Source organism: Mycobacterium sp. E2327, from assembly GCF_001672675.1.
In the GTDB taxonomy this organism is placed as follows: Bacteria; Actinomycetota; Actinomycetes; order Mycobacteriales; family Mycobacteriaceae; genus Mycobacterium.
This window is the reverse complement of the sequence record NZ_LZKE01000242.1, coordinates 33,236-57,487: the sequence shown is the minus strand read 5'-3', so window position 1 is coordinate 57,487 and position 24,252 is coordinate 33,236. Positions and strand designations below refer to the sequence as shown.

General features: G+C 68.2%; 20 protein-coding genes and 1 riboswitch. Of the genes, 8 read left to right on the top strand and 12 right to left on the bottom strand.

Features of this window, described 5'->3' with window-relative positions; translation table 11 throughout:
• Positions 1-9: 9 nt before the first annotated feature.
• Complete coding sequence (locus A5712_RS27845; RefSeq protein ID WP_068113071.1) at positions 10-618, bottom strand: hypothetical protein; 609 nt, start codon at positions 616-618, stop codon at positions 10-12.
• 119 nt (positions 619-737) lie between these two features.
• Between A5712_RS27845 and A5712_RS27840 the strand changes: the two genes are divergently transcribed.
• Positions 738-1,676, top strand: a complete 939-nt coding sequence (locus tag A5712_RS27840) for an NADP-dependent oxidoreductase (protein ID WP_068113068.1) — start codon at positions 738-740, stop codon at positions 1,674-1,676.
• 1 nt (position 1,677) lies between these two features.
• On the opposite strand, the gene A5712_RS27835 is transcribed toward A5712_RS27840, so the two are convergent.
• Together A5712_RS27835 and A5712_RS31145 are read right to left on the bottom strand one after the other, a co-directional pair.
• On the bottom strand, positions 1,678-3,444 hold the full coding sequence (locus tag A5712_RS27835; RefSeq protein ID WP_068113063.1) for an NRAMP family divalent metal transporter: 1,767 nt from the start codon (positions 3,442-3,444) through the stop codon (positions 1,678-1,680).
• Positions 3,445-3,489: 45 nt separating this feature from the next.
• Complete coding sequence (locus A5712_RS31145) at positions 3,490-3,699, bottom strand: hypothetical protein (RefSeq protein ID WP_156766810.1); 210 nt, start codon at positions 3,697-3,699, stop codon at positions 3,490-3,492.
• A 261-nt stretch (positions 3,700-3,960) separates the two neighbouring features.
• Positions 3,961-4,132: riboswitch (M-box (ykoK) riboswitch) on the bottom strand.
• A gap of 111 nt (positions 4,133-4,243) precedes the next feature.
• On the opposite strand from A5712_RS31145, the gene A5712_RS27830 reads away from it, so the two are divergent.
• Entirely contained in the window at positions 4,244-4,903 is a 660-nt protein-coding gene (locus A5712_RS27830) for an O-methyltransferase (RefSeq protein WP_068113061.1), read from the top strand.
• Positions 4,904-4,907: 4 nt separating this feature from the next.
• Here A5712_RS27830 and A5712_RS27825 read toward each other — a convergent pair whose 3' ends face one another.
• From A5712_RS27825 to A5712_RS27785, 9 genes are all read right to left on the bottom strand, one after another.
• Positions 4,908-6,998 (bottom strand): acyltransferase family protein, encoded by a 2,091-nt coding sequence (locus A5712_RS27825; protein WP_156766809.1) that lies wholly within the window; start codon positions 6,996-6,998, stop codon positions 4,908-4,910.
• A gap of 92 nt (positions 6,999-7,090) precedes the next feature.
• Positions 7,091-8,299 carry a DUF1214 domain-containing protein gene (locus A5712_RS27820; RefSeq protein WP_068113053.1) on the bottom strand — a complete coding sequence of 403 codons (1,209 nt, stop codon included), beginning with the start codon at positions 8,297-8,299 and terminating at the stop codon, positions 7,091-7,093.
• Between the two features lie 24 nt (positions 8,300-8,323).
• The gene (locus A5712_RS27815) at positions 8,324-9,085 is read right to left on the bottom strand and encodes a sugar phosphate isomerase/epimerase (protein WP_231982264.1); all 762 of its coding nucleotides are present in this window, start codon (positions 9,083-9,085) and stop codon (positions 8,324-8,326) included.
• A gap of 7 nt (positions 9,086-9,092) precedes the next feature.
• The gene (locus A5712_RS27810) at positions 9,093-10,262 is read right to left on the bottom strand and encodes a sulfotransferase (protein ID WP_068113289.1); all 1,170 of its coding nucleotides are present in this window, start codon (positions 10,260-10,262) and stop codon (positions 9,093-9,095) included.
• Positions 10,259-11,386 carry an LLM class flavin-dependent oxidoreductase gene (locus A5712_RS27805; protein ID WP_068113050.1) on the bottom strand — a complete coding sequence of 376 codons (1,128 nt, stop codon included), beginning with the start codon at positions 11,384-11,386 and terminating at the stop codon, positions 10,259-10,261. The genes A5712_RS27810 and A5712_RS27805 overlap by 4 nt, the downstream gene beginning before the upstream one ends.
• Positions 11,383-12,165 carry an SDR family NAD(P)-dependent oxidoreductase gene (locus A5712_RS27800; protein WP_068113047.1) on the bottom strand — a complete coding sequence of 261 codons (783 nt, stop codon included), beginning with the start codon at positions 12,163-12,165 and terminating at the stop codon, positions 11,383-11,385. Before A5712_RS27800 ends, A5712_RS27805 begins: the two co-directional genes overlap by 4 nt.
• Positions 12,158-13,777 carry an AMP-binding protein gene (locus A5712_RS27795; RefSeq protein ID WP_068113043.1) on the bottom strand — a complete coding sequence of 540 codons (1,620 nt, stop codon included), beginning with the start codon at positions 13,775-13,777 and terminating at the stop codon, positions 12,158-12,160. The genes A5712_RS27800 and A5712_RS27795 overlap by 8 nt, the downstream gene beginning before the upstream one ends.
• A gap of 10 nt (positions 13,778-13,787) precedes the next feature.
• Complete coding sequence (locus tag A5712_RS27790) at positions 13,788-14,528, bottom strand: GntR family transcriptional regulator (RefSeq protein WP_068113039.1); 741 nt, start codon at positions 14,526-14,528, stop codon at positions 13,788-13,790.
• A complete protein-coding gene (locus A5712_RS27785; RefSeq protein ID WP_068113035.1) occupies positions 14,528-16,138 on the bottom strand; it encodes an SMP-30/gluconolactonase/LRE family protein in 1,611 nt (536 codons plus the stop codon). The genes A5712_RS27790 and A5712_RS27785 overlap by 1 nt, the downstream gene beginning before the upstream one ends.
• Before the next feature lie 185 nt (positions 16,139-16,323).
• Between A5712_RS27785 and A5712_RS27780 the strand changes: the two genes are divergently transcribed.
• The 6 genes from A5712_RS27780 to A5712_RS27755 are packed head-to-tail and all read left to right on the top strand — an operon-like array spanning position 16,324 to position 24,247.
• A complete protein-coding gene (locus A5712_RS27780) occupies positions 16,324-17,172 on the top strand; it encodes an SDR family NAD(P)-dependent oxidoreductase (protein WP_068113032.1) in 849 nt (282 codons plus the stop codon).
• A gap of 41 nt (positions 17,173-17,213) precedes the next feature.
• Positions 17,214-18,536, top strand: a complete 1,323-nt coding sequence (locus A5712_RS27775; RefSeq protein ID WP_068113029.1) for an SRPBCC family protein — start codon at positions 17,214-17,216, stop codon at positions 18,534-18,536.
• The gene (locus tag A5712_RS27770) at positions 18,533-20,389 is read left to right on the top strand and encodes an NAD(P)/FAD-dependent oxidoreductase (RefSeq protein ID WP_068113026.1); all 1,857 of its coding nucleotides are present in this window, start codon (positions 18,533-18,535) and stop codon (positions 20,387-20,389) included. The genes A5712_RS27775 and A5712_RS27770 overlap by 4 nt, the downstream gene beginning before the upstream one ends.
• Positions 20,390-21,325 carry an SDR family NAD(P)-dependent oxidoreductase gene (locus A5712_RS27765; protein ID WP_068113019.1) on the top strand — a complete coding sequence of 312 codons (936 nt, stop codon included), beginning with the start codon at positions 20,390-20,392 and terminating at the stop codon, positions 21,323-21,325.
• A 19-nt stretch (positions 21,326-21,344) separates the two neighbouring features.
• Positions 21,345-22,538: a CaiB/BaiF CoA-transferase family protein gene (locus A5712_RS27760; protein WP_068113283.1), complete on the top strand. Its 1,194-nt coding sequence runs from the start codon at positions 21,345-21,347 to the stop codon at positions 22,536-22,538.
• Positions 22,539-22,540: 2 nt separating this feature from the next.
• On the top strand, positions 22,541-24,247 hold the full coding sequence (locus A5712_RS27755) for a thiamine pyrophosphate-binding protein (protein ID WP_068113015.1): 1,707 nt from the start codon (positions 22,541-22,543) through the stop codon (positions 24,245-24,247).
• The last annotated feature ends 5 nt before the right edge of the window (positions 24,248-24,252 follow it).

The following is a 24,252-nucleotide window of genomic DNA, read 5'->3' as shown; positions in this document are numbered from 1 at the left end:
CCGCGCGGGTTAGGCGGGCAATCCGCCCTTGATGGCCGCGTCCTGCTTGCGGCCGACATCGGTCGCGACGCCTGGGTCGATGGGATCGTTGGGCGCGCTGTCGAATTCGAGGTTGACGAGTGCCTTGCCCTCGTTGAAGAGCAGCACCGTGATGGCCTGGGAATTGCCCGGAGCGGTGCCGGAGATCATCGCGCCGTTGGAGCCGATATCGATCGGCTGCCAGGTCCCGCTGACCTTGCCCGCGTAGTTGGCCTTGGTGTTCTCGACTCCCGCCGCGGCCACCTTCGGATCGGCGACGATCAGGATCGTGTCGCCGATCCGGCGGCTGTTGTCGGCATTGGCGAACAGTTGCGCGACGCCCGCGGCGTTGTTCGGGTTGAGCACCGGCGGTTGGGGAGTGGTGAAGTCGCCGCCGATGTCGCTGGCCTTGATCAGCAAGTTGCTGTAATCGGTCTGCTGTCCGGGCGACGGGCTCGTCACCGCGCTCGAACTGGTCGGGCCACTGCCCGGTAGCGATGTGGAGGGCGAACTGTGGTGGTAGTCACCGCAGCCGGTGGTTGCGGCGCCGACGACCGTGGCGACCGCCCAGCCGGCGACGCTGATCCGAGCGAGCTCCATGGGTTCCCTCCCTGTCCAGTCCGCGGCGCCTGACGCTACTGCGAAATGCGGGCAGGAACAAGAGCAGGCCACGCCTATGCTGGCGGGGGCGAGGCCTATTCGTGGCGTGAGGGGGAAAGATGACGGCAGGAACGGCGCGAGCAGTACGGTTCGACCGTTATGGGGGCCGCGACGTCCTCTACGTGGCGGACGTGGACATGCCGTCGCCCGGCCCGGACGAGGTCGTGGTCGAGGTTCGCGCCGCCGGGATCAATCCCGGCGAGGCCGCCATCCGAAGCGGTGCCATGCATGACATGTTCCCCGCCACCTTTCCGTCCGGCGAGGGCAGCGACCTTGCCGGGGTGGTGACCGCCGTGGGACCGGGAGTGACGGCGTTTTCCGTCGGCGACGAAGTTCTTGGGTTCAGCTTCCGCCGCTCCAGCCACGCCACGCATACCGCCGTCCCGGTTGATCAACTAATTCGCAAGCCTCCCGAATTGAGTTGGGAGGTCGCGGGTTCGCTGTACGTGGTCGGCGTGACGGCCTACGCCGCCGTTCGCGCCGTCGACCCCAAACCGGGCGAGACGGTCGCCGTTTCGGCGGCGGCGGGAGGGGTCGGCAGCCTCGTCGTGCAGCTCTTGGTCCTGCGCAAGGCGGTGGTGCTCGGTATCGCCGGGCCCGGCAACGCCGACTGGCTACGCGCCCACGGCGTCACCCCGGTCGAGTACGGCGACGGCCTGGCCGACCGGCTGCGAGAGGCGGCGCCCGGCGGGATCGACGCGCTCATCGATCTGTTCGGCCCCGACTACGTCCAGCTCGCCGTGGATCTCGGCGTCGCGCCCGATCGGATCGAGACCATCATCTCGTTCCAGAAGGCCGGCGAGGTCGGCGCCAAGACCGAGGGCAGTGTGGACGCGTCGACGCCGGAAGTGCTCGCCGAGATGGCCGACCTGATCGCCACCGGCACCATCGATTTCGAGGTCGCCGGCAGCTACCCGCTGGATCACGTCGCCAACGCCTTCGAGGAACTCGAAAAGCGGCACACCCGTGGCAAAATCGTGCTGCTGCCGAACGGTTGACTCACAGCGACGTGGCCGGCTCGATGATGCCGGCCTGCACGATCTTGATGATCACGAACACGACGGCCACGACCAGATAGCCCCGCAGGGTCAACAGCCCGGCCCGCCGGATCGGCGACATCACCGGCCTGTCCAGCATGGCGAGGTTGGGGGTCTGCCAGTGCGCCCGGTCCTGCCGGCGCACCGCCCGCCGCTCGGCGCGCGTGAGGAGCGGCGCGTCGTCGAGTTCGTCAACCTCCTCGGGATCCAGGCCACCGCCGAGCGTCCCCGCAACGGCTTCCGCGTCGCGCCGGTCCCGGTGCCACCGGCCAGCGACGATCGCGACGGCCCCGCCCACGATCCCGATCGCGGCACCGACCGCGAGACCGGCCTCGATGGTGCCCGTGGACAGGCCCGGGAAGAAGGTCGTCGCGGTCAGCGCAAGCGACAAGACCACCAGACACCACACGACGGCCCACGCGATGATGTTCTGCCGCACCGTGTTTACCCACGGCCCGAGCACCGCCCGGTCGTTGCAGAGCAGGACCAGGAACACCGTCGCCGAGGGCAGCAGGACGCCCGCGAGGGCCTGCACGCCCTGGGTCACCAGGCCCAGGACATGGTCCGGGCTGAACGCGACGGCGGCGGACACCGCCAGCAACACGGCGTACCCGCCGTAGAACAGCGGAGCCTCGCTGACCTTCCAATGCAGCGAGTGCCGCTTGCCCAACGCGTCACCGACGGCATACGTGGTGGCCAGCCCGATCGCGTTGGCGCCGATCAAGGACGCGTCCAGCAGGATGATCGCGAACAGCGCGCCCACCGTCCCGCCGAGATGCCGGGCCAGGCCCGCGGCCACCGCACCCGCGTCGGTGAAGCCGCCGACGTCGCCGGTGCCGGCCAACCCGAACGCGGTCACCGCCATCAGGGCCGTCGCGCCGACCATGACGACGACGATCCCGATGATCAGATCGGCTCGGGCATAAGCGATCCAGCGGGTAGTGATGCGCTTGTCCACCACATTGGACTGCTGAAAGAACAGCTGCCACGGCGCGACCGTGGTGCCCACTATCGCGACGACGAGCAACAGCACGGTGGAGTTGAGCCCGCCCGGGAACTGCGGCACCAGCCCGCCCGCCGTTCCTTTCAGCGTGGGGTGCGCCATCAACACCATCGGAATGATGAGCACGTTCACCGCGATCAGCAGGAACATCAGGCCCTCCCAGCGGCGGAACGAGCCCCCGGCCACCACGGCGAACAGCAATACCGCGGCGGCCGGGATCGCGATCGCCTTGGGGCAGCCCAAGAACCCGAGTGCCAGTGCTACTCCGATGAATTCGGTGACGATCGTCAGCGCGTTGAGGATCAGCAGATCACCGACGCTGAAGGCGCCCCAGAACTTGCCGAACCGCTCGAAGATCAGCCGCGCGTGGCCGACCCGGGTGACCGCGCCCAGCCGCAGCACCATCTCCTGGTTCACGTACAGCACGGGGATCAGCATTGCCAGCGTCCACAGCAGCCCCATCCCGTAGTTCTGCCCCGCCTGCGCGTACGTCGCGACGCCGCCGGCATCGTTGTCCCCGACCATCACGATCAGCCCGGGGCCGGTGATGACCATCAGCGTCCGCAGCCGCCGCCAGCGGCCACCGCTACCCGGGTGTGCGGCGTCCCGGTGGATGCGGCCGAAGGCGCCGACGATGTCGCCGGCGTGCGCCGAATCCAGCACGGCTTGGCTTGGCGCCTCGGACGTACCCAGGTCGCCGCGGGGCTCGGTCGAGATCGACGTCATCGAATCCTCGCTATCTCCGAACAGGTTCGGGCTCGGGCTAGCGAATCACCGCCGGTTGCCGTCCGGCGGATGGCCGCCCAGCGAGGCCGAGATGACCGCGATCGGCGTCCGCGAGACATAGAGGTTGGCCCGCTCCTGCGGAGTCAGCGTGCTGCGCGCGTGCAGCTTGCCGACCAAGAGTCGGCCGATTCGTAGCATCGACCGGCCGCGTCCCCGCTGCGGACCGGTAAGGCGTTGTGCAACAACAAAAGCCATGATCGTCTCCTGTCGGGAGGTCCGATCGGCTCCTGGCATGACCCTAGGCGCCCGCAATGCGCTTGCTGCGCAGCGGTATTGGTCGCCCGAGGAAATCAGGCGGCGAAGAGAATGCCGGAACCGGATCGGGACAAGACGGAATTGGGATACGGACTGTCGCCGGGACTCATCTCGCCCTCACCTCCTCACGGCCGGGACACACGCGGGTGTCGTCACATTCACCTGAACGGAAGAGGCGAAATGACCGGCGGAGCACCACCGGTCGCACCCCTCTCGTCGGAGCTTCGGCACTGCACGGCGTATCCGAAAGTTCCGGAAGCCACTTGGGCTCAACCCTTGGGTCCGGGAAGAGCTGTCCTGACCCGGGGCGTCTCTCGACGTTCGGGGTCAGTGGCCTGTATCCGTGCAGACGCCTCACCTACCGAGGTGCTTGCCCGTCCATCTTGCACCGCGACCCAATGGGCGTCAAATTACTTTACGCAACCATTACGTTGGTTTCTGTTAACCCACGGGCCCATCGACCGTCGCGACTACGCTCGAAACCATGGCTAATACTTTGCAGGCGCCCAAGGTCGCGACGGTGCTCGACCGGATGTACACCGAAACGAAAAATCAAATGTCGCGGTTGCGGGAAAGGATCGGCGATTTCGACCGGCCGATGAGCGCGCAGGAGCGCGCCGACGCGATGAGCGAGTTTTACATTCCGGTGACACCGGAATCCGGCCGCCTGCTCTACGCGCTGGTGCGGGCGACCCGGCCGGCCACGATCGTCGAGTTCGGCATGTCCTTCGGAATCTCCGCGGTTCACCTGGCCGCGGCGGTACGCGACAACGGCACCGGCCGGGTGGTGACCACCGAGCTCAGCGCCAGCAAGATCGCCGCGGCCAAACAGACGTTCGCCGAGACCGGCCTGGACGACGTGATCACCATTCTGGAAGGAGACGCCCTGACCACGCTGGACAAGCTCGACGGTTCGGTCGATTTCGTCCTGCTCGACGGGTGGAAGGACCTCTACCTTCCGGTGATCGAGCTACTCGAACCGCGCCTGTCGACCGGCGCGCTGATCGTCGCCGACAACGCCAGCGCCGCGGACACCCAGCCCTACCTCGACCGGGTGCGCGACCCGGACAACGGCTACGTCAGCTTCAACTTCCTCGTCCGGGAAAGCGACAGCATGGAAATCAGCTGCCGCACCGGCGATTAGGCGCCTAGCGCAGGGATTCCTCGAGCCAGGGCGTCAGCCATTTCACCCCTTCGGGGGTGAGGTGGACGCCGTCGCTGCGCACCTTGATGCCGTCGACCTTGGTCGTGTAAACGCCGTCCGGGCACAGCTTCTTGTTGAGGTCGAGGATTTGGACGCCGGTGTGCTGGGCGATCGTCTTGCGCAGCATGGCATTCCAGAGGTTGACCCGGTCGGGCTGGTCCTCCGGATACAGCCGGCCGTCCGGCTTCTCACCGCCCCGGCTGTACGGCACCGTCGCCACCACCACACGAACACCGTTGGCGCTCAGGATGTTCAGCGCTCGCTGCAACTCGCCGTTGAGGTAAGCGTCGAAGGTCGGATCGCCGATATGTGTCCATTGCCCCTCGTTGACCCGATCGACCGTCTCCCAGCGGCCGATGATCAACAGCGCGACGTCTGGCTGGTCCTGGCCGAGCTGCGCCGACCACCTGATGGGCCAGCCGTCGCATTCGGGCCGCTGCTCAAGGGTTTGGCCGATGTACCGATAGGGCGTGCCGCGCACCAGGCTGCAGCCGATGACGGTGTGGTCGAGGAACGCGAAGCCGGGCGTCGGCGGCAGGTAGTGCATCCAGGTCCACCCGATCGAGTCGCCGAACACCGAAACGGTGAAGGGCCGGTGGGGATCGCGGGGCGCGGGGCGGCCACCGCCCGGCGGGGAAGGCGAGACCGCGGCCACCGCCGAGACCCCCGGGGGCAGGCCCTCGCGCAGGCCGGGCCCGGTGCCCACCGGGACCACCAACAGCGTCACCGCGGCGGCGCTGGCCACGGTCGCCGCCGCGAGCGGCAACAGCGGCACCCGCGCCGGCCGCCACCGGCGGATCGGTTGTTCGATCAGCCACCAGGACGCGGCGGCGACCACCACCGTGGCGGCGCACCGCGCGCCGAACAGCGGCAGGCCGGACCATCCGGTGCGTTCACCGCTGAGGGCCAAAAAGATCGGCCAGTGCCACAGGTACACGCCGTAGGAGATGGTGCCCAGCCACACCAGCGGACGCAGGGCCAGGATGCGGGCGATGGCGCCGCGCTGTTCCATCGCCACCGGGGCGACCACGAGGACGGACGCGACCGCGACCCCGATCAGCAGGCCGTGGCGAAACTCACCGGCGCGGCCCGACGCGAAGTGGGTCGCCGCCGCCAACCCGGCCACGCCGAGCAGCGGCAGGAAGCGGGCGACCCGCCGTCCCCACCGGCTGCGGATCAGGCACCAGCCGCGGTTCATCGACGGCCAATCCCGCACCAGCAGTGCCGCCGCGGCGGCGCCGGTGAGCAACGCCTCCGCACGGGTGTCGGTGCCGAAATAGATTCGGTCCCTCGTCGAGTCGGAGGCCAGGACGATGGCGAGGGCCGCGGAAGCGAGCGCGCCGGTGCTGGCGATCAGGAAGGTGGCGAACCGCACCCCGCCGACGGTGGCCCGCCGAAAGTACCGGCGGGCCCGCGCGGCCAACAGCAGGGTCACCGCGATGAGCAGGACCGGCCAGATGAAGTAGTACTGCTCCTCCACCCCAAGCGACCAGGTGTGCTGCAGCGGCGACGGCGGGGCGCCCTGGGTGAAGTAGTCGGTGTTTTGGGCGACGAACCGCCAATTCGCCACCCACAGGAACGCGGCGATCGCGTCGGCGCGTAATCCGGTGAGCGACTGGCTCGGCAGGAGCTCGCGGGCCGCGCCCACGGTGAGCACCATCAGCACCAGGGCAGGCAGCAGCCGTCGTGCCCGCCGAATCCAGAAGCCGGTCAGCTCAATTCGGCCGGTGCGCTGGAGCTCGTCGAGCAGCAGCGAGGTGATCAGGAATCCGCTGAGGACGAAGAAGATGTCGACGCCGATGAACCCGCCCGCGACACCGGGGATGCCGCCGTGCCCGACGAGCACCAGCGTGACCGCGATCGCGCGAAGCCCGTCCAGCGCCGGAATGCCGCTGCGCCGTTCGGGTTGATCCCAGATCGCGATCCGGCCGGCGCGGCGCACCGGGGCGACCCATCGCGGCCGACGAGCAGAACGCGCCGGTGCGGGGTTCCTCCCGCCCGGTTCAGTGTCCGCCGTTAACGCGCCCTGGCCCATGCCGATGCGTCGCTGCCCCTCCTCGTGATCGCAGCCAGCCTAGTTGCGCGGGAGCCCGGATAGCCGGAAAGACACGCGCGTCCGGGGCCGCATCAGAGGGGAAATCGGTTACGTATCCCGTTGAAGCGCTCCCACATCAGCGCGGTGCGTTCGGCGCTGGTGACACGCGCGGTTTCCGGCGGTAACGCGCGCGCGAGGTCGGCGTGTTTGACGAGCCGGGTCGTCAGCGTCGCGGGCTGACCCGCGAGCATGTGCCGGTAGGTGAGGTTCCCGCGCTCGAATCCCTGGGTGTCGATCCAGTTGTGCAGGCCCGGGTCCCGGTGCGCCAGAATCAGTCTGACTTTGCCGTCGTGGTCGACCGATGCGCGGCTCGGGGTGTAGCTGACCGGTCGGTAGAGGAAGTCCATGCTGGTGAAGTAGGCCCCCATGTTCGTGATCATCCACAATCCCTCGTGGGCGTCGAACTCGACGATGAGGGCGTCGTCGGGGCCCAGTTCCCAGTACATGTTGGCGGCGGCCCGGCCGCGCTTGGCGTCCGCGTCGGACGCGTCCGGGCGAGGGAACCGGTTCGGATGTTCACCGTCGACGCCGCCGTGGGTGAACGGGAACTCGGGCCAGTCGCTCATCAGCCCGGTGACGAAATCACCCGCCCAACGCATGGCCGCGACCATGGTGTCGGGGGTGGGCAGCGGCTTCGGCGAGGTCATGTCGACGCGCTCGATCCGCATCCGGGCGGGACGCTCGTCCCAGCGGTCGAAGCCCTGGCGGATGAACAGCTTGCGCGACTGCGCGGTGGTCGGCAGCCAATTCGGGCCGCGCTCGGGGCCGCCGATATACAGCTCGAAGGTGCCGTCCGCCTCGACTCGGAGCTGGTGGCCGAGCAGGTTGACCTCCGGCACGTCGCCGAACGGCTCGTGCAAGACGTGCGGGCCGTCCGGGCGGGCCCCCTGCACGGTGATGTTGAAAAAGGGCGCGGTGCCGCGGGTTCCGGTGATCCGGTAGGTCGAATCGCCGTCGATCCAGGCCTGCTGGTAGGTGAAATCGGCGCAGTCCCCGCCCAGTTTCCTGGTCGGGTTGCAGAAGGCGTGCAGCACCGGATAGCGCGTGTCGCGGGTTTCCAGGGCCAGATCGAACGCCTGCCCCAGGTTCTGGGTGAGGAAGCGGAACGCGTCGGCGCGCTGCACGCCGGAGGGCGCGTTGAAGTCTTTGAACGCCTGCTTGCCGGCGGCCTTCAATCGCTCGCAGAATTCGTCCCACGCGCGGTCGAGCGCCGCGTCGTCCGCCCCGTCACCGAAAGCCACCGCACCCCTTCCTTTCTCGGCTGCTCAGCCGTCGAGCCCGTCGAGCATCGCGCGCACCGTTGCGCACGCCCGCCCGGCCGCCGCCAACCTGCCCTCCGCGTCGATGCGGGGGCCGAGCAACTCCAGGTCGAAACCGAACCGGTAGCCCCCGGCCAACGCCTGGGCCACGAACGATTCGACCGGAATCACGCCGTCGCCGGGTACCGCGCGGGCGGGTAGGGCCCGGTCGCCCAGCACGTAATCGCTCAGCTGGATCAGTTGCGTGCGGGGCAGCGCCTGCCGCAGCAGGCCCGCGAGATCGGCTTCAGCCCAGCAGTGAAACAGGTCGATGCAGATGCCGAGCCCCGCCAGCTCGGCGAGGGTGATCGTGTCACGCAGGCTGTGCGCGAAATGGATGTCGGCGTAGAGGCTCGACGCGTTTTCGATGGCCAGGCCGACGCCGGCCTGCCCGGCCTGTTGCACGCACGGCTCGATCGCGCCGCAGAACCGCTCGGCCGCCTGCTCCCAGGTGAGCCCGTCTCGGCCGCCGGTGAGCAGGTAGATGCACCGCGCACCCGTCGTGGCGGCGGCATCGATCAGCCGGGACAGGTCCGCCCCGGCGCGGAACAGGTGGTAGACCGCCTCGACCGCGTACCCTTCGGCGCGGATCAGGCGCCCCAAGCCGGGGTCGAGGAGTTGGGTGTCGAGGATGCTGAGGTGTCGCAGGCCAAGGGCCGTCCAATTCTGGTGCAGCTCATCGGTATCCGCCCCGAGGAACGTCACGTTGTGGACCGATAGCGCGCGCACGGGAGTCTCAATCCCGCTTTTCGATGCTGACCCCGAACCGCTCCCGGAAGGGCGCGAACTCGGCATGCAGGTCGTCGAGGTTCTCGCCGATGTCGGTCAGCAGCCGGGTGGAGTAGCGGAACTTCCCGTAGCGATCACCGCGGTTGTACGCCAGGTAGTCGCGCATCGACGCCTCGGCCTCGCCGGTGAGGGCCCGCCCGCAAAAGGCGTAGTAGCGCCCGACGGTGGCGACCGGGTCGGCGATGAAGTCGGCGTAGGGGATGTGCAGGATCCGCGGGTCGTCGACCAGCGGGTTGGTCATGGTGTTGGCGATGCTGGCCCGGGTCATCTCGAGGTGCTTCTTCGCCTCGACCGCGAGATCGATGGGGCCGACGATGCCGTCGAGGATGTCGGCCATCATCATGGTGCGTGACGCCGCCACCTGGACGGGGTCGCGATGCAGCCACAGCAGGTTCGCGTCGGGATAGGTATCGAAGAGCTCCTTGAGCCGAAAGCCGTGAAACCCCTTCAGCACCCAGTACTTCCGGGGCCGGTTGTATTGAAACTGCTGCAGCATCGCCTTGTGCAGGCGGTACTGCGCGGCCGGGTCCGTCGGCAGACCACCGACGAGGGTCTGCATCGGCACCCGCCACCACGCCGTCGGGGTCATCACCCGGAAGTCGAAGGCCCAGGTGCGCTCGTCTTCGGGCAGACCGTCGCCGAGCATGTCGTTGTACGGGTGGCTGAGCAGCCACTTGGGCATCTTCGCGTTGATCTCGCGCCAGTCGGCGTCGGCCCGGGCGCGGCGGGGGTCGTCGGGGCGGGTGGTGCCGGGCGGCGGCGACGGGTACATCACCTCCCAGAACCGCAGCGCGCGTGCGTGCGGGTCCACCGCCATCAGGGCGTGCACGAGCGTGGTTCCCGAGCGCGGCTCCCCCGTGACGAACATCGGGCGATCGATCACCTCGGCACCGATCGGATAGCGGTTGCGGTCCTCGATGAATTCCAGGCGCGACGTCAGCAGCCAATGGCACACCCCTTCGGCCTGTTCAATGCCGTTGGCGTCCATGCCGATACCGTTCAAGTGGTCGACGGCCAGGCGGAACCGCTGCGGCAGTGTCGGATCGCCATAGTCGTCCCGGCCCGCCTCGGCCTGCGCGCGGGCAAGCATCGCGTCCGCGTCGAGTCCCGCCGTCACGGTTGCCCGCCACACAGAGTCAACAATTCGTCCTCCGTCTTGCGCACGTTGGCCGCCGACGCGGCGCTGAACTCCAGTCCGGCCATCGCGCCGTAATCCAGGATCTTGGGAACCCGAAGCCCGGCATCCACATACGACTTGATGATTCGGGCGACCTGCCGCGGTGTGCCGTGCGGCACGACCGCCCGGATCGCCTCCGGCTTGACGCGGCCGAGGAAGTCGAGGATCCGTTCCCGCGTCAGCGTCGTCGGGTCGATGTCATGAAAGCCGCCCCAGTCGTCGCCCATCGGATGGTCAAAGCCGAAGCGGCGCAGCACTTCCGCGGACACCTGCAACAGGAACGCGGCCACCAGCGGAGCGCGCAGGATCCTTTCGATCGCGTCGTCGTCCTCGCCGATCAGGCACACCTGCACGTAGCACGGCGTGATCGCCATCGGGTCGCGGCCGGCCCGTTCCGCCGATTGCCTTACCGCGCCGAGCATTTCGGCGTAGTGCTCGGGGGTCCACGCCCCGGCCGGCCACCAGCCGTCGGCGTAGCGCCCGACGATGTCGAGCATTCGTGGCCCGCTGGCGCCGATCCAGATCGGCGGGAAGCGCCCATCGTAAGGCTCGGTGTCCAGGCGGGCGCGATGCAGCCGGTAGAACCTCCCCTCGAAGTCCACCGGACCGTCGCTGTCCCACAGCAACCGGATGACCCGCAGCGCCTCCTCGAAGCGGCCGACGGGCCGGGCGAAGTCGAACCCGTAGGGCACGATGTTTTCGCTCTCGCCGCTGCCCAGGCCCAGGATGAATCGCCCCCGGGACAGATGGTCGATGGTCAGCGCGCTTTGGGCCAGCATCGCGGGGTGGCGGCGCACCGTGTCCACCACGCTGGTGGCCAGCGGCACCCGTTCGGTCAGCACGGCCGCCGCCGCGGCGACCGCCATGCCGTCGAGGTGGCGATGCGGCGACGGCGACGACGTTGCGAGGTCGGTGAACTCGGGCGTCCACAGCGCGTCGGGCCAAAAGCTCACCATGTGATCCGGCAGCCAGATCGAGTGGTACCGACCGGTATCCAGCTCCGCCAGGCCCGACAAGTTCAGCGGGAGGGTGGTGCGCACGAACGCGGCGGGCGAAACCCTCACCTCGCTACCCACTCCGAGTTCAGGGCGAACTCCGACAGGTACCTGGTCGAGCTCCAGCCGCCGTCGACGACGATCGTCTGCCCGTTGATGAAACTGCCACCGGGCGAGCACAGGAACGCGACGGTGCTGGCGATGTCGTCGACGGTGCCCAGCCGCTGATGCGGCGTCAGCTCGGTGTTGATCTTGCGAAATCGCTCGTCCTGCAAGCGCTTCTCGACCATGGGTGTCACCGTGACGCCGGGCGCGACGGCATTGCAGCGGATGCCGGCGGGGCCGTACTGGCAGGCGATGTGGGTGGTCAGGGCGGTCAGGCCGCCCTTGGCGGCGGAGTAGGCGCCGCCGCGCAGCCCGCCGACGACCGCGAAGGTCGACGTGATGTTGATGATGGCCGACTCGGGCGCCATGTGCGGCAGCACCTCGCGCGCGAGCCGAAACGGCGCCCGCAGCATCAAACCCAGGAAGTAGTCCAGTGTTTCGTCGTCGGTTTCGTGTACCGGTTTGGGGTTGCCGACTCCGGCGTTGTTGATCAGGAAGTCGACGTGGCCCCAACGGTCGACGGCGGCCTCGACGATGCGCCGCGGCGCGTCGTCCTGGGTCAGGTCGACGGCCAGGGTCGCGACCCGAGCCGGATCGGCGATGGAGGCCTGCAGCTCGGCCAGTCGGTCCTCGTCGCGGCCCGTGCCGAGGACCGCCATTCCCATCTCGGCGAGTCTCTTTGCGCATCCCAAACCGATGCCGCTGGTTGCGCCCGTGACGATAGCGACCTGCATCTCACCCATCCTGTGCTAAAGCGGCCCTGATCCGATGTTTGAGGATCTTGCCCGCGTCGTTCTTGGGCAGTGCATCCCAAATGACCACCTGCTCAGGCGCCTTGAACTTTGCGACACCCTTGCTTTGCAGCAGGGCGAGCAGGTCGGCGACGCACGGCTCCGACTCGCGCCGGTCCGCCGAGGGCACGATCACCGCGCACGCCCGTTCCCCGGTTCGCTCGTCGGGCAGCCCGACGACCGCGATTTCGGCGATGCCGGGGTGCTCGGCGAGCAGGTCCTCGACTTCCTTGGCCGAGATGTTCTCGCCGTTGCGGATGATGACGTCCTTTGCCCGCCCGGTCACGAGGAGGTATTCGCCTTTCAAACCAGCTGAGACCCAGCGGCCGAGGTCCCCCGTGCGGAAAAACCCTGCGGCATCGAATGACTCGGCATCGTCGTGCGAATGCCGGTATCCGAGCAGCATCTGCGGGCCGCGGACACAGATCTCGCCGTCGCCGTCGGATGCCCAGTCGTGGGCGGCGAGCTTGATCTCGGCGATGCCGGCCCGTCCGTCGGTGTCGGCGGCCCGGTCGGCTTCGTCCGGCCGGGGTGCGCCGACGGTCGCGACGGGCACCTCGGTGCAGCCGTACACCCGGGTGACGACCGCTCGGTCGAAATAGTCTGCGGCGCGCCGGATCAGCGACGGCGACACCGAGGCGCCGCCGCAGATGAACACCTTCAGGTCGGGCAGGTGGCTGCCGGCGCGCTCGGCGGCGGACAACAGCTGCTGCAGGAACGGTGTCGCCCCGGCCATGTGGGTACAGCGTTCGCGATCCATCAGCGCCACGGCCGCCGCCGGATCCCACCGGTCCATCAGCACCGCGGTCGTGCCCAGCAGCAGCGGGCATTCGAACGCGTAGATCGACCCGCCGATGTGGGCGATGGGCGACGGGACCAGGAACGCATCGCCCGGCTCGATGTTCCACTGGTCACGGATCTGACTGATCAGCGCGTGTATCGAATTATGGCTGTGCAGAACGCCTTTCGGGCGCCCGGTGGTGCCCGACGTGTACAGGACCATCCGCGCGGCGTCGGGATCCAGCCGCGGCAACCGCGCGGGATCCGGCGGACCCTCCAGCAGCGCCGGATACGGCGTGTGCGCACCGGATTCGCCACGCAGCACCACCACCTCGGGCGCGGGGTCCATCGCGGCGGTGACGCGTCCGAGCATCGCGGCGTAGTCGTGACCGCCGAAGCGGTGCGGGATGAAGATCATCGCGGATTCGACGTCTTCGAGGATGAAACGCAAATCGTGGTCGCGCAGCGACGGCAGGATCGGGTTCACCACCATCCCGGCCAGCGTCGCGGCCAGGTAGACGACGGCGGCCTCGTGCCAGTTCGGCAGCATGAACGACACCACGCTGCCGGTCGGCATGCGCGCCAGCAGGGCGTTGGCCAACCGGGTCGCCTGGCTGTCGAGCGCGGCGCAATCCAGCCGAGTGTGCCCGTCCACCAACGCCGTTCGCCGTGGCGTGGTCTCCGCGGCCGTGCGCAGCGAGTCCGCCAGCGTGGTGCTGACCCACAGCCCACGCCGGTATGCCTCCGCCGCGAATGGCGCGTCTCGGTGGGCCCGGGCTGTCACGTCCGTCGGCCTAATCATTCACGCGGCGCATGGTCATCGCGTACCGGAAGCTCGACGACAGGTGAGTGTTGACCGTTACCTGGGCGACCTCGTCGTCGGAGGTCTTGTAGGTGCGCCGCATCTGCAACGCCGCCGTGCCCGCCGCGGCCCCGAGGCCGTCGGCCAGCTCGGGCGGCAGCAGCACCGCGGCGATCTCCTGGCGCAGCTCGGCGATGCTCACCCCGAACAGGTCCTCGATCAGCGGAAAGATCGGGCCGGTGTGGCGTTGCAGCAGCCGGCCGACCGCGGCGAAATCGCGGTTGATGTAGTACTCGGTTCGGCACAGGGGCACCGAGGCGCCCTCGGCCCGCCGGTAGCCGCGGACGGACAACCACTGCGTGCCGGCCGGCAGCCCGGTCCGCGCGGCGAGTTCGTCGTCGATCTCCACCATCTCGTTGGTCTCGATGGTCAGTTGCGCGCCGGACGCGAACGCGAGCAGGTCGTCGATCGACATCGTGTCCTGCGCATAGGAACTGGTCGCCGGCCGGGGGACCACCCGGGTGCCCGCGCGGGGCCGCGACGCGACCAGGTTGTCCTCGCGCAGCCGGCGCAGCGCTTCCCGCACGGTGTAGCGGCTGACCGCGAATCGCTCGCACAGCTGGTGCTCGGTCGGCAGCTGCGAACCCACCGGGTACACGCCGTCGACGATCTCTTTGCGGAGCGTTCGCGCGATCTGCAGATAACGGTGCTCGCTCGAGATCGCCTGGGACATCAGCGGCCATCCGGCGATCGGCGCACCGCCAGCACGCTGCCGTCCCCGTCGGCCGAGACGTAGAGCGTCCCGTCGGCCGCGGCGGCGATGCCGGCGAAGGGGCCCTGCGGGCCGGAAAACGGCGGCATGCCCTTCAGCGGCTTGGGCACCACCCCCGCCGGGGGTCCGACCGGCAATCCCGACGCGATGGTCCGCCGATCCTTGGTGTTCATGTCGAACGCGACCAACTCCCTGGCGCCGGCGTCGACGATGTAGAGCACGCCGTCATGCACGCAAATGCCTTGCGGGCGTTGCAGATCGGCGACGACCGTGTCGGTGGCCGAGCCGTTCAGTCGGATCACCCGTCCGGCGCCGGCCTCCGCGACCAGGCATGCCCCGTCGCCGCCCACCGCGACGCCTACCGGCTCGCGCAGTCCGGCGGCCAGCGTGTCGACGCCAGCCGAGCGAACCGACAGCACCCGCCCGGTGCCCAATTCGGCGACGACGAGGCCACCCTGCCCGACCGCGATGCCATAGAGCTGGTCGAAACCGTCTGCCAGCACCTCGGTCTCGCTCGCCGCCGGGCGGTAGCGGCCGACCTGGCCGCCCGAGGTGGTGACGACGAACTCGCCCGATCCACTCGACGCGACGCCCCGCAGGAAGCCGGGATAGCCGGGACTGAACAACATCCCGACGGTCTGCAACGACCCGTCGGGCAGGGCGACATAGAAGTACGTGCCGTCGGCGACGTAGAGCCGCCCGTCGTGGCCCACGGTCAGATCCAGCGGCCAGTTCAGCCCGCCGGGCAGCACGGTTCGCGTCGAACCGTCGGGCGATATCTCGGTGATCTCACCGGTGAAATTGGACGCCAGCACCCGGTCGCCGACCAGGGTGCAGTTGTCCAACCCCGGACTCAGCTGGGCCAGCAGCCGTTGCTCGCCGCTGCGCGGGTCGATGCGCAGCACCTGCCCGCTGGCCACCTGGGTCGAGACGATGTAGCCCTGCGGGTCGAACTTGACCGAGTCGGGCACGCCGAGATCGCCCGCGACGCACTGTGGTTCGCCGCCGTCGGGATGAACGCGCCAGATCTCGTTGGCGCCCATCACCGGGAAATACAGCATTCCGTCCGGCCCGACCTCCATCGCGTTGGGTGAGGGCACGCCGTCCAGCAGCACCCGCGGCGGCCCGCCGTTCAGGTCCGGCTCCAGCAGCCGCCCACCCTCGCGGCATTCGCCGATGAACAACCGGTCGCCGTGAAAGGTGATCCCGTTGGCCGAAGGAACGTCGTCGCGCAGCACCCGGGTCCGGCCGGCGGCGTCGCGCACGCTGACCCGCCCGTCCATCACCTCGGTCGCGTACAGGTTGCCGCGCGAGTCGAACGCGACGTCGTCGGGGGCGACGATCTCGCCGCCCTTGGCGCTGATGACCGCCAGTTCCCCGGTGCGTGGATCCAGCGCGCTGATCTGGCTGCCGGTCACCTGAGCGATGTACACGCGCCCGTCCGGGCCGGTGCGCAGGCCGTTGGCGCCGAAAAGGCGGCTGGGCGGAGTAACCCGGTCGAGTCGCCAGCCGTCCGCGACGCCGATCGACGGCGGTACCGCATAACGGGATGGCTGCGTCGCGATGGCCATATCCTGCCGAGGTCCTTCCGTCAGCCGTGTGAGCTGGACGCTATCAAGTTGTTCTAGTCCAGACAATAGCCGCCAAAGCATCACCGCTTGGCCTTGACAGCACGCTTCGCCGATGGGAATAGTGTTCTCCGAGGGACAGAACGCGGTACCTTGTCCGGACAAAGCGGCGCAGTAGATAGCAGGTCATGGACGATCTTCTCGGGCTAGACGGGCGCGTCGTCGTGGTTTCCGGCGCCGGCGGCGGCGGCATCGGCACCACCGTCACGGCCATGACCGCCCGGGCCGGTGCGACGGTGATCGCGGTGAGCCGGTCGAAGGAAAACCTGGACGAGCACGTCGCCCCGCTGGCGCAACAGGGCCTGGCGGTGGTTCCCGTCGCGGCGGACGCGTCGACGGAGGAGGGCATCGCCACGGTGATCGACCAGGCGCGGCGCGCCGACGGCAGCCTCTACGGTCTGGTGAACGTCGCCGGCGGCGCCGAGCCGTCGACGTGGATGCCGTCGACGCGGGTGACGCGCGGCGACTGGCGCAAGATCTTCACCGACAACCTCGAAACGGCGTTCTTCATGAGCCAGGCCGTGGCGGCCGAACTCGTCGCGCACCAGCGGCCCGGGTCGATCGTGTCGATCTCGTCGATCAGCGGAATGAACACCGCGCCGTTCCACATCGCCTACGGGACCGCCAAGGCCGCGATCGCGGCGATGACCCGGACGATGGCGCTCGAGCTGGCGATGTCCGGGATCCGGGTGAATGCCGTGGCGCCCGGCGTCACCGAGACGGCGGCCTCGCGCACCTACGTCGACGAGGACCCGGACCGGGATCGGCAGGCGATCGCGATGGGCCGGCGCGGCCGGCCGGAGGAGCAGGCCGGCGCCATCCTGTTCCTGCTCTCGGACCTGTCGAGCTACATCACCGGCCAGACGCTGCTCGTCGACGGCGGCCTCGACCTCAAGTGGAGCCACCTGGGCGCCGACAACACCTCGCTGTTCCTCAAGGACGAATCCTTCCGCGCGGCCATTAGGAGGATGTCGTGACTGACACGGAAGTCCAAGCGACCGAAGAACTTTCGAAACCCATGACGATCGGCGTCGAGGCCTACATCAGCGCGGACTACGCCCGCGCCGAGCGCGACAAGCTGTGGCGCAAGGTGTGGCAGCAGGTCGGCCGCGTCGAAGAGCTGCCCGAGGTGGGCAGCTACCTGACCTACGACATTCTCGACGACTCGATCATCGTGGTGCGCACCGGCCGTGACGAATTTCGCGCGCACCACAACGTGTGCATGCACCGAGGCCGAAGGCTGATCGACACGCCGCAGGGCGCGAAGAACGCCTGCGGCCGCACCCGCAAGTCGTTCGTGTGCGGATTCCACGGCTGGACATACGGTTTGGACGGGGCGTGCACTCACATCCGCGAGCAACAGGACTGGCAGGAGGCGCTGACCCCGGAGAACACCCACCTTCGGCCGGTCAATGTCGACACGTGGGGCGGCTGGTTGTGGATCAACATGGACCCCGACTGCGAGCCGCTGGCCGACTACCTGTTCCCCGCCGCCAAGATCCTCGACCCGTTCGGTCTGGAGAACATGCGCTGCAAATGGCGCAAATGGCTGAATTTTGACTGCAATTGGAAGGTGGCGCTGGAGGCGTTCAACGAGACCTACCACGTCTACACGACCCATCCGGAGTTCAACAAGTTCGGCGAATTCAAGGGTTGGGCCAAGGCGCAGGGCAAGCACAGCAACATCGGCTATGACGCGCCGGACGACCTCGCCGCGACCAAGTCCAAGATCCGCCTCGGCACCGGCGCCGATCCCCGCGTGTCGACCGCGGAGATGCAGATCTACACGATGGAGGAAACCAACACCTCCACCACCGAGACGCTGGTGAACGCCGCCAAACGACTCGTCGACGAGCTGCCCGAGGGCACCCCGGCGGACAAGGTCCTCGAGCACTGGCTGGCGTCGGCGCGCCGCGACGACGAGGCCCGCGGCGTGATCTGGCCGACGATCCCGCCCGACATCCTCGGGCAGGCCGGCACGGCGTGGCAGATCTTCCCGAACTTCCAGATCGGTCAGGGCCTGACGGTTGCGCTGTGCTACGGCGCCCGGCCGGACCCGGGCTACAACCCCGACAAGTGCATCTTCGAGGTTTCGGTGTTCGAACTGTTCCCGAAAGGCGAAGAGCCGCAAACGGAGTGGGAATACACGCCGGTCGGTGACCCGCGGTGGCGCTCGGTGTTGCCCCAGGACTTCTCCAACATGGCCGCCGTGCAGCAGGGCATGAAATCGCTGGGCTTCCCGGGCACCAAGCCGAACCCCTACCGAGAGCGCAGCACCGTCAACCTGCACTACCAACTGTCGAAGTACATGGGCACGGGTACGCCGAGAGAGATTCAATGACGAATTTCGACACCTGTGGGCCGACCGACACCCCACAAGACATCGACATCGACGCGCTCCGTGAAAAGTATCTGCACGAGCGCGACAAGCGGTTGCGCCCCGAAGGATCTAAGCAATATCTGGAACTCAAGGGCGATTTCGCCGAGTTCTCGGAGGTCGATCCGCACACGCCGGTGACTCCGCGCACGCCGATCACCGAGGACGTCCAGGTAGCGGTCCTCGGCGGTGGCATAGCCGGGCTGCTGGCGGGCGCCTACCTGAAGAAGTCTGGCGTCGACGATGTTCACGTCATCGAGATGGGCGGCGACTTCGGCGGCGTCTGGTATTGGAACCGTTTCCCGGGAATCCAGTGTGACAACGACGCGTACTGCTACATCCCGATGCTCGAAGAACTCGACTTCATGCCGAGCAAGAAGTTCGCCGACGGTGCGGAGATCTATGAACACTGTCGCCGCATCGCCAAGCATTTCGGACTGTACGACGGGGCGATCTTCTCTACCCAGGTGCGCACGCTGCGCTGGGATGACGCGATCAAACGCTGGCGGCTGCGGACCAATCGTGGCGACGACATCCGCGCCCGATTCGTGGTGATGACACAGGGCTCCTACAACCGGCCCAAGCTGCCCGGGATCCCCGGCCTCAAGGAGTACCTGGACGCCGGAGGCCACGCCTTCCACTCGGCGCGCTGGGACTACGACTACACCGGCGGCGACGCCAACGGCGGACTGCACAAGCTTGCCGACAAGCGGGTCGCCCTCGTCGGCACCGGGGCGACCGGTGTTCAGTTGGTCCCCCACCTGGGTCGGGATGCCCAGCATTTGTACGTATTCCAGCGGACACCCTCATCGGTGGACGAACGCGGAAACGAGCCCACGAATCCGCACTGGGTGGAATCGCTGCAGCCGGGATGGCAGGCGGAGCGCAAGCGCAATTTCCATCGCTGGTCGCCGTTCGAGGGCGTGGTGTTCGATGCGGCCGATCTGGTGTGCGACTTCTGGACCGAGCTGGGACGCAACATGACTGCGCGCATCGCCGCCAGTGACGACCCCGCGTCGCTGGGAATCGAACAGATCATGGCGATCCGCGAGGAAGAGGACTACAAGATCATGGAGCGGCTGCGCCGCCGGATCGCCGACATCGTCGATGACCCCGATACCGCCGAAGCGCTCAAGCCCTACTACCGGTTCCTGTGCAAGCGACCGTGCTCCAGCGACGAGTACCTGCCGACGTTCAACAATCCCAACGTCACGTTGATCGACGTGTCGGAGTCCAAGGGCGTGGAACGGCTCACGGAGAACGGCATCGTCGCCAACGGCGTTGAGTACGAGGTCGATTGCGTGATCTTCGCCAGCGGCTTCGAGATCTCCACCGAGATCAGCCGCCGCTACGCCATGGATGCGATCGAAGGCCGCGACGGGACGTCGCTCTTCGACCACTGGCGCGACGGCTACAAGACCTTGCACGGCATGACCACTCGCGGCTTCCCGAACCAGTTCCACACCGGCTTCCTCCAGGGGGGCGTTTCGGCCAACACCACGGCGATGTTCGAACAGCAGGCCGAACACATCGCCTACATCATCTCCGAAGCCATCAGGCGCGGCGTGACCACCGTCGAACCGAGTCAGGAGGGTCAGGACAACTGGGTCGCCACGATCCGGGAACTCGCGATCGACAACTCGGCGTTCGAAATGAGCTGCACGCCAGGCTATTACAACAATGAGGGCGGCGGGGGCGGGGAGGGCATCCGCTCGTTTCTCGGGGAGCCCTACTCGCCCGGCTTCTACGCGTTCGACGACCTGCTCAAACAATGGCGTGCCAAAGGCGACCTCGACGGTCTGGTCCTCGGAACATAGATGGCCGACTTGAGATTTGACGGCAGGGTGGCGGTGGTCACCGGGGGAGGCCGCGGGCTAGGCCGCTCCTACGCCGTGCTGCTGGCGTCACGCGGCGCGAAGGTCGTCGTCAATGACCCCGGGGGCGGCCTCTCCGGGGACGGCGCCGACGCCGGTCCGGCCGACGACGTGGTGCGTGAAATCCTCGCCGCCGGAGGGCAAGCCGTCGCGAGCACCGATTCGGTGGCGACCGCGGAAGGCGGCAAGGCGATCATCGACGCGGCGCTCGAACAGTACGGTCGCCTCGACATCCTGATCCACAACGCCGGCAACGTCCGTCGCGGCTCGCTGAAGGAGATGAGCTACGAGGATTTCGATGCCGTGCTCGACGTGCACCTGCGGGGCGCGTTCAACGTTGTGCGGCCGGCGTTTCCGGTGATGTGCGATGCCGGCTACGGGCGCATCGTGCTGACGTCCTCCATCGGCGGCCTATACGGAAACCACGGGGTGGCCAACTACGCGGCCGCGAAGGCCGGCGTGCTCGGGCTGTCGAACGTCGCCGCGCTCGAAGGTGCGGCCGAGGGCGTGCGGTGCAACGTGATCGTCCCGGCCGCGGTGACGAGGATGGCCGATGGCATCGACACCTCGGCCTACCCGCCGATGGGCCCCGAGCTCGTCGCGCCCGTGGTGGCCTGGCTCGCCCACGACACCTGTTCGGTGACCGGCGAGATGTTCATCGCGCTCGCGGGCCGGGTCGCGCGGGCGGTGATCGCGGAGAGTCCCGGCGTGCACCGGCCGGCGTGGACGGTCGAGGACGTCGGCGCGCACCTCGACGCGATCCGAAACGTCGAGGCGCCGCTGATCTTTCCGGTGGTGCCCGACGGGCACGGCCAGCACATCCGCTACAGCTTCGACCTCGCGCGCCGTTCCAGCGATCGGGGCGTGCTGCATGGCTAGCCGGGCGGGCGCGGGACCGCTGGCCGGCATTCGGGTGATCGACCTCACCGCGATGGTGATGGGACCGTACTGCACCCAGATCATGGCCGACATGGGCGCCGACGTGATCAAAGTCGAACCGCCCCAGGGCGATAACACCCGCTACATCTCGGTCGGTCCGGCGCCGGGCATGAGCGGGGTGTTCGTCAACGTGAACCGCGGCAAGCGCAGCATCGTGCTGGACCTGCGCACCGACGAGGGAACGCGGGCGCTGCGCAGCCTCGTCGAGACCGCGGACGTGTTCATCCACTCGATGCGCGCCAAGGCGATCGCCAAGCTCGGCTTCGCCTACGACGACGTCGCCGCGATCAACCCCGCGATCGTCTACACCAACTGCTACGGGTACGGGCGGCGCGGACCGGAACGGGACCGGCCCGCCTACGACGACACCATCCAGGCCGAATGCGGCCTGCCCGCGGTGCAACAGCAGCTCACCGGTGAGGCCGACTACGTCGGCACCATCATGGCCGACAAGGTCGCCGGGCTGACCGCGCTGTACGCGACGACCATGGCGCTGTTCCACCGCGAGCGCACCGGCGAGGGGCAGGAGGTCGAGGTCGCCATGTTCGAAACCATGGCCTCGTTCATGCTCGTCGAACACGCCAACGGCGCCCTGTTCGACCCTCCCCTGGGCCCGGCCGTCTATCCGCGCACGGTGGCGCCCAACCGCCGTCCCTACCGCACCAGCGACGGCCACATCGCCGCGCTGATCTACAACGACAAGCACTGGAACGCGTTCGTCGACGCCGTGCGCCCGCCGTGGGCCAGCGAGCTGTATTCGACGCTGGAAGAGCGCGCGCGCCACATCGACACCGTGTACGGGCTGGTGGCCGAGACGATGAAACAGCGCTCGACCGCGGAGTGGCTCACGCTGTTCGGCGAGCTCGAGATACCGGCCGCGCCGCTGAACACGCCCAGCGCGTTGTTCGACGATCCGCACCTCAACGCCGTCGGCATGTTCCAGACCGTCGACACCCCGCACGGGCCGGTGCGGTTTCCCGGCGTGCCCACCTGGTTCTCCCGGACACCGGGTCGCGTCGCCGGGCCGGCGCCCGAACTCGGCGCCGACACCGCCGAAGTGCTCGCCGAAATCGGCACGAGCAGACACAGAATCGCACGAAATAGTCTGCCAGAGGGCGATTTTGCGTCTGCTCGCGAGGGAACGGAGTTTTAAACATGGCTGTGCCCGTCTACAAGCGCATCCTCGACCTGTTCGAGGTCGAGGGCGTGAACACGCTGTTCGGCATCCCGGACCCGAACTTCGTGCACATGTTCACCGAGGCCGACGCCCGCGGATGGTCCGTGGTCGCACCGCATCACGAGCTGAGCGCGGGCTTCATGGCCGAGGCGGCGTCGCGGATGACGGGCAAGCCCGGCCTGTGCATCGGCACGCTCGGACCCGGCATGGCCAACATCGCCGGGGCGATCCAGTGCGCGAAGGTCGAGAACTCGCCGGTGATCTTCATCGGCGGCCAGCGCGCCCGCATCACCGAGCGCCGGGTCCGGCGCGGCCGCATCCAGTTCGTCCGGCAGGAACCGCTCTTTGCGCCGTCGGTCAAGTACAGCGCGTCGATCGAGTACGCCGACCAGACCGACGAGATCATTCACGAGGCGATCCGCCGGGCCATGTCGGGAACACCGGGACCCGCCTACATCGAGTACCCGTCGCACGTCATCCTCGAAGCGCTCGACCTGCCGGATCCGCTGCCGCCCAACAGGTATCGGCTCGTCAACCAGACCGCGGGTGAGCGCGAGGTCGCCGAGGCGGCCAAGCTCATCCGGGCGGCCGAAAGCCCGATCCTGCTGGTCGGGCACGGGGTCCACACCTCGCGGACCGGTGCGGCGGTCCGGGAGCTGGCCGATCTGATGGCCTGCCCGGTGATCCAGACCTCGGGCGGCACGTCGTTCATCGACGGCCTACAGGACCGCACCTTCGCCTACGGGTTCTCGCCGGCGGCCGTCGAGGCGGTGGTGAAGTCCGATCTGTGCGTCGCGCTCGGCACGGAGCTCGGCGAACCGAGCCACTACGGCAGGAACCGTCACTGGGCACCCAACGACGCCAAACGCAAATGGATTCTGGTCGAACAAGATCCGGTGGCCATCGGCGTCAACCGACCCATCGACATCCCCCTGGTCGGCGACCTTCGCGGTGTCGTGCCCCAACTGGTGAACGCGCTCCGCGACAAGCCGAGAAACGCTTCCATCGACCTCGACCGCTGGATCTCCGAGGACGCGGCGGAGCTGGCGCAGCTTGCGGAGAACGCGCCCACCGGCCGCACCCCGATCCACCCGGCGCGGTTCGTCGTGGAGGCCACCCGAGCGTTCCCGAAGGACGGCATCCTGGTCCGCGACGGCGGCGCGACCGTCATCTTTCAGTGGACCTACTCGCAGGCCAAGCCGCGCGACGTCATCTGGAACCAGAACTTCGGGCATCTGGGCACCGGCCTGCCGTACGCGATCGGCGCGTCGGTCGCCGAGGGCGGCAAGCGCCCGGTGATGCTGCTGACCAGCGATTCGGCGTTCCTGTTCCACATCGCCGAGTTGGAAACCGCTGCGCGGCAACAGCTTCCGCTGGTGTGCGTGGTGGGCGTCGACCACCAATGGGGCCTCGAGGTGGGCGTCTACAAGCGCACCTTTCCACAGCCGTCACCCCAGCCCGGGGTGCATTGGAGCAAAGACGTCCGCCTGGACAAGGTCGCCGAGGGCTTCGGCTGCCACGGCGAGTACGTCGAAAAGGAGGACGAGATCGGCCCGGCGATCGAGCGGGCCTACGCTAGCGGCAAGGCGGCCGTGGTCCACGTCTGCATCGATCCGAAGGCGAATTCCGAGGAGATGCCCAAGTACGACGAATTCCGCACCTGGTACGCAGAAGGCACCCAGTAGGTAGT

Bases quoted from the DNA above. Each gene is read 5' to 3' on its own strand.
- A5712_RS27845 (WP_068113071.1), bottom strand. From the start codon at position 618: ATGGAGCTCGCTCGGATCAGCGTCGCCGGCTGGGCGGTCGCCACGGTC.
- A5712_RS27840 (WP_068113068.1), top strand. From the start codon at position 738: ATGACGGCAGGAACGGCGCGAGCAGTACGGTTCGACCGTTATGGGGGC.
- A5712_RS27835 (WP_068113063.1), bottom strand. From the start codon at position 3,444: ATGACGTCGATCTCGACCGAGCCCCGCGGCGACCTGGGTACGTCCGAG.
- A5712_RS31145 (WP_156766810.1), bottom strand. From the start codon at position 3,699: ATGGCTTTTGTTGTTGCACAACGCCTTACCGGTCCGCAGCGGGGACGC.
- A5712_RS27830 (WP_068113061.1), top strand. From the start codon at position 4,244: ATGGCTAATACTTTGCAGGCGCCCAAGGTCGCGACGGTGCTCGACCGG.
- A5712_RS27825 (WP_156766809.1), bottom strand. From the start codon at position 6,998: ATGGGCCAGGGCGCGTTAACGGCGGACACTGAACCGGGCGGGAGGAAC.
- A5712_RS27800 (WP_068113047.1), bottom strand. From the start codon at position 12,165: ATGGGTGAGATGCAGGTCGCTATCGTCACGGGCGCAACCAGCGGCATC.
- A5712_RS27790 (WP_068113039.1), bottom strand. From the start codon at position 14,528: ATGTCCCAGGCGATCTCGAGCGAGCACCGTTATCTGCAGATCGCGCGA.
- A5712_RS27785 (WP_068113035.1), bottom strand. From the start codon at position 16,138: ATGGCCATCGCGACGCAGCCATCCCGTTATGCGGTACCGCCGTCGATC.
- A5712_RS27780 (WP_068113032.1), top strand. From the start codon at position 16,324: ATGGACGATCTTCTCGGGCTAGACGGGCGCGTCGTCGTGGTTTCCGGC.
- A5712_RS27775 (WP_068113029.1), top strand. From the start codon at position 17,214: ATGACGATCGGCGTCGAGGCCTACATCAGCGCGGACTACGCCCGCGCC.
- A5712_RS27770 (WP_068113026.1), top strand. From the start codon at position 18,533: ATGACGAATTTCGACACCTGTGGGCCGACCGACACCCCACAAGACATC.
- A5712_RS27765 (WP_068113019.1), top strand. From the start codon at position 20,390: ATGGCCGACTTGAGATTTGACGGCAGGGTGGCGGTGGTCACCGGGGGA.
- A5712_RS27755 (WP_068113015.1), top strand. From the start codon at position 22,541: ATGGCTGTGCCCGTCTACAAGCGCATCCTCGACCTGTTCGAGGTCGAG.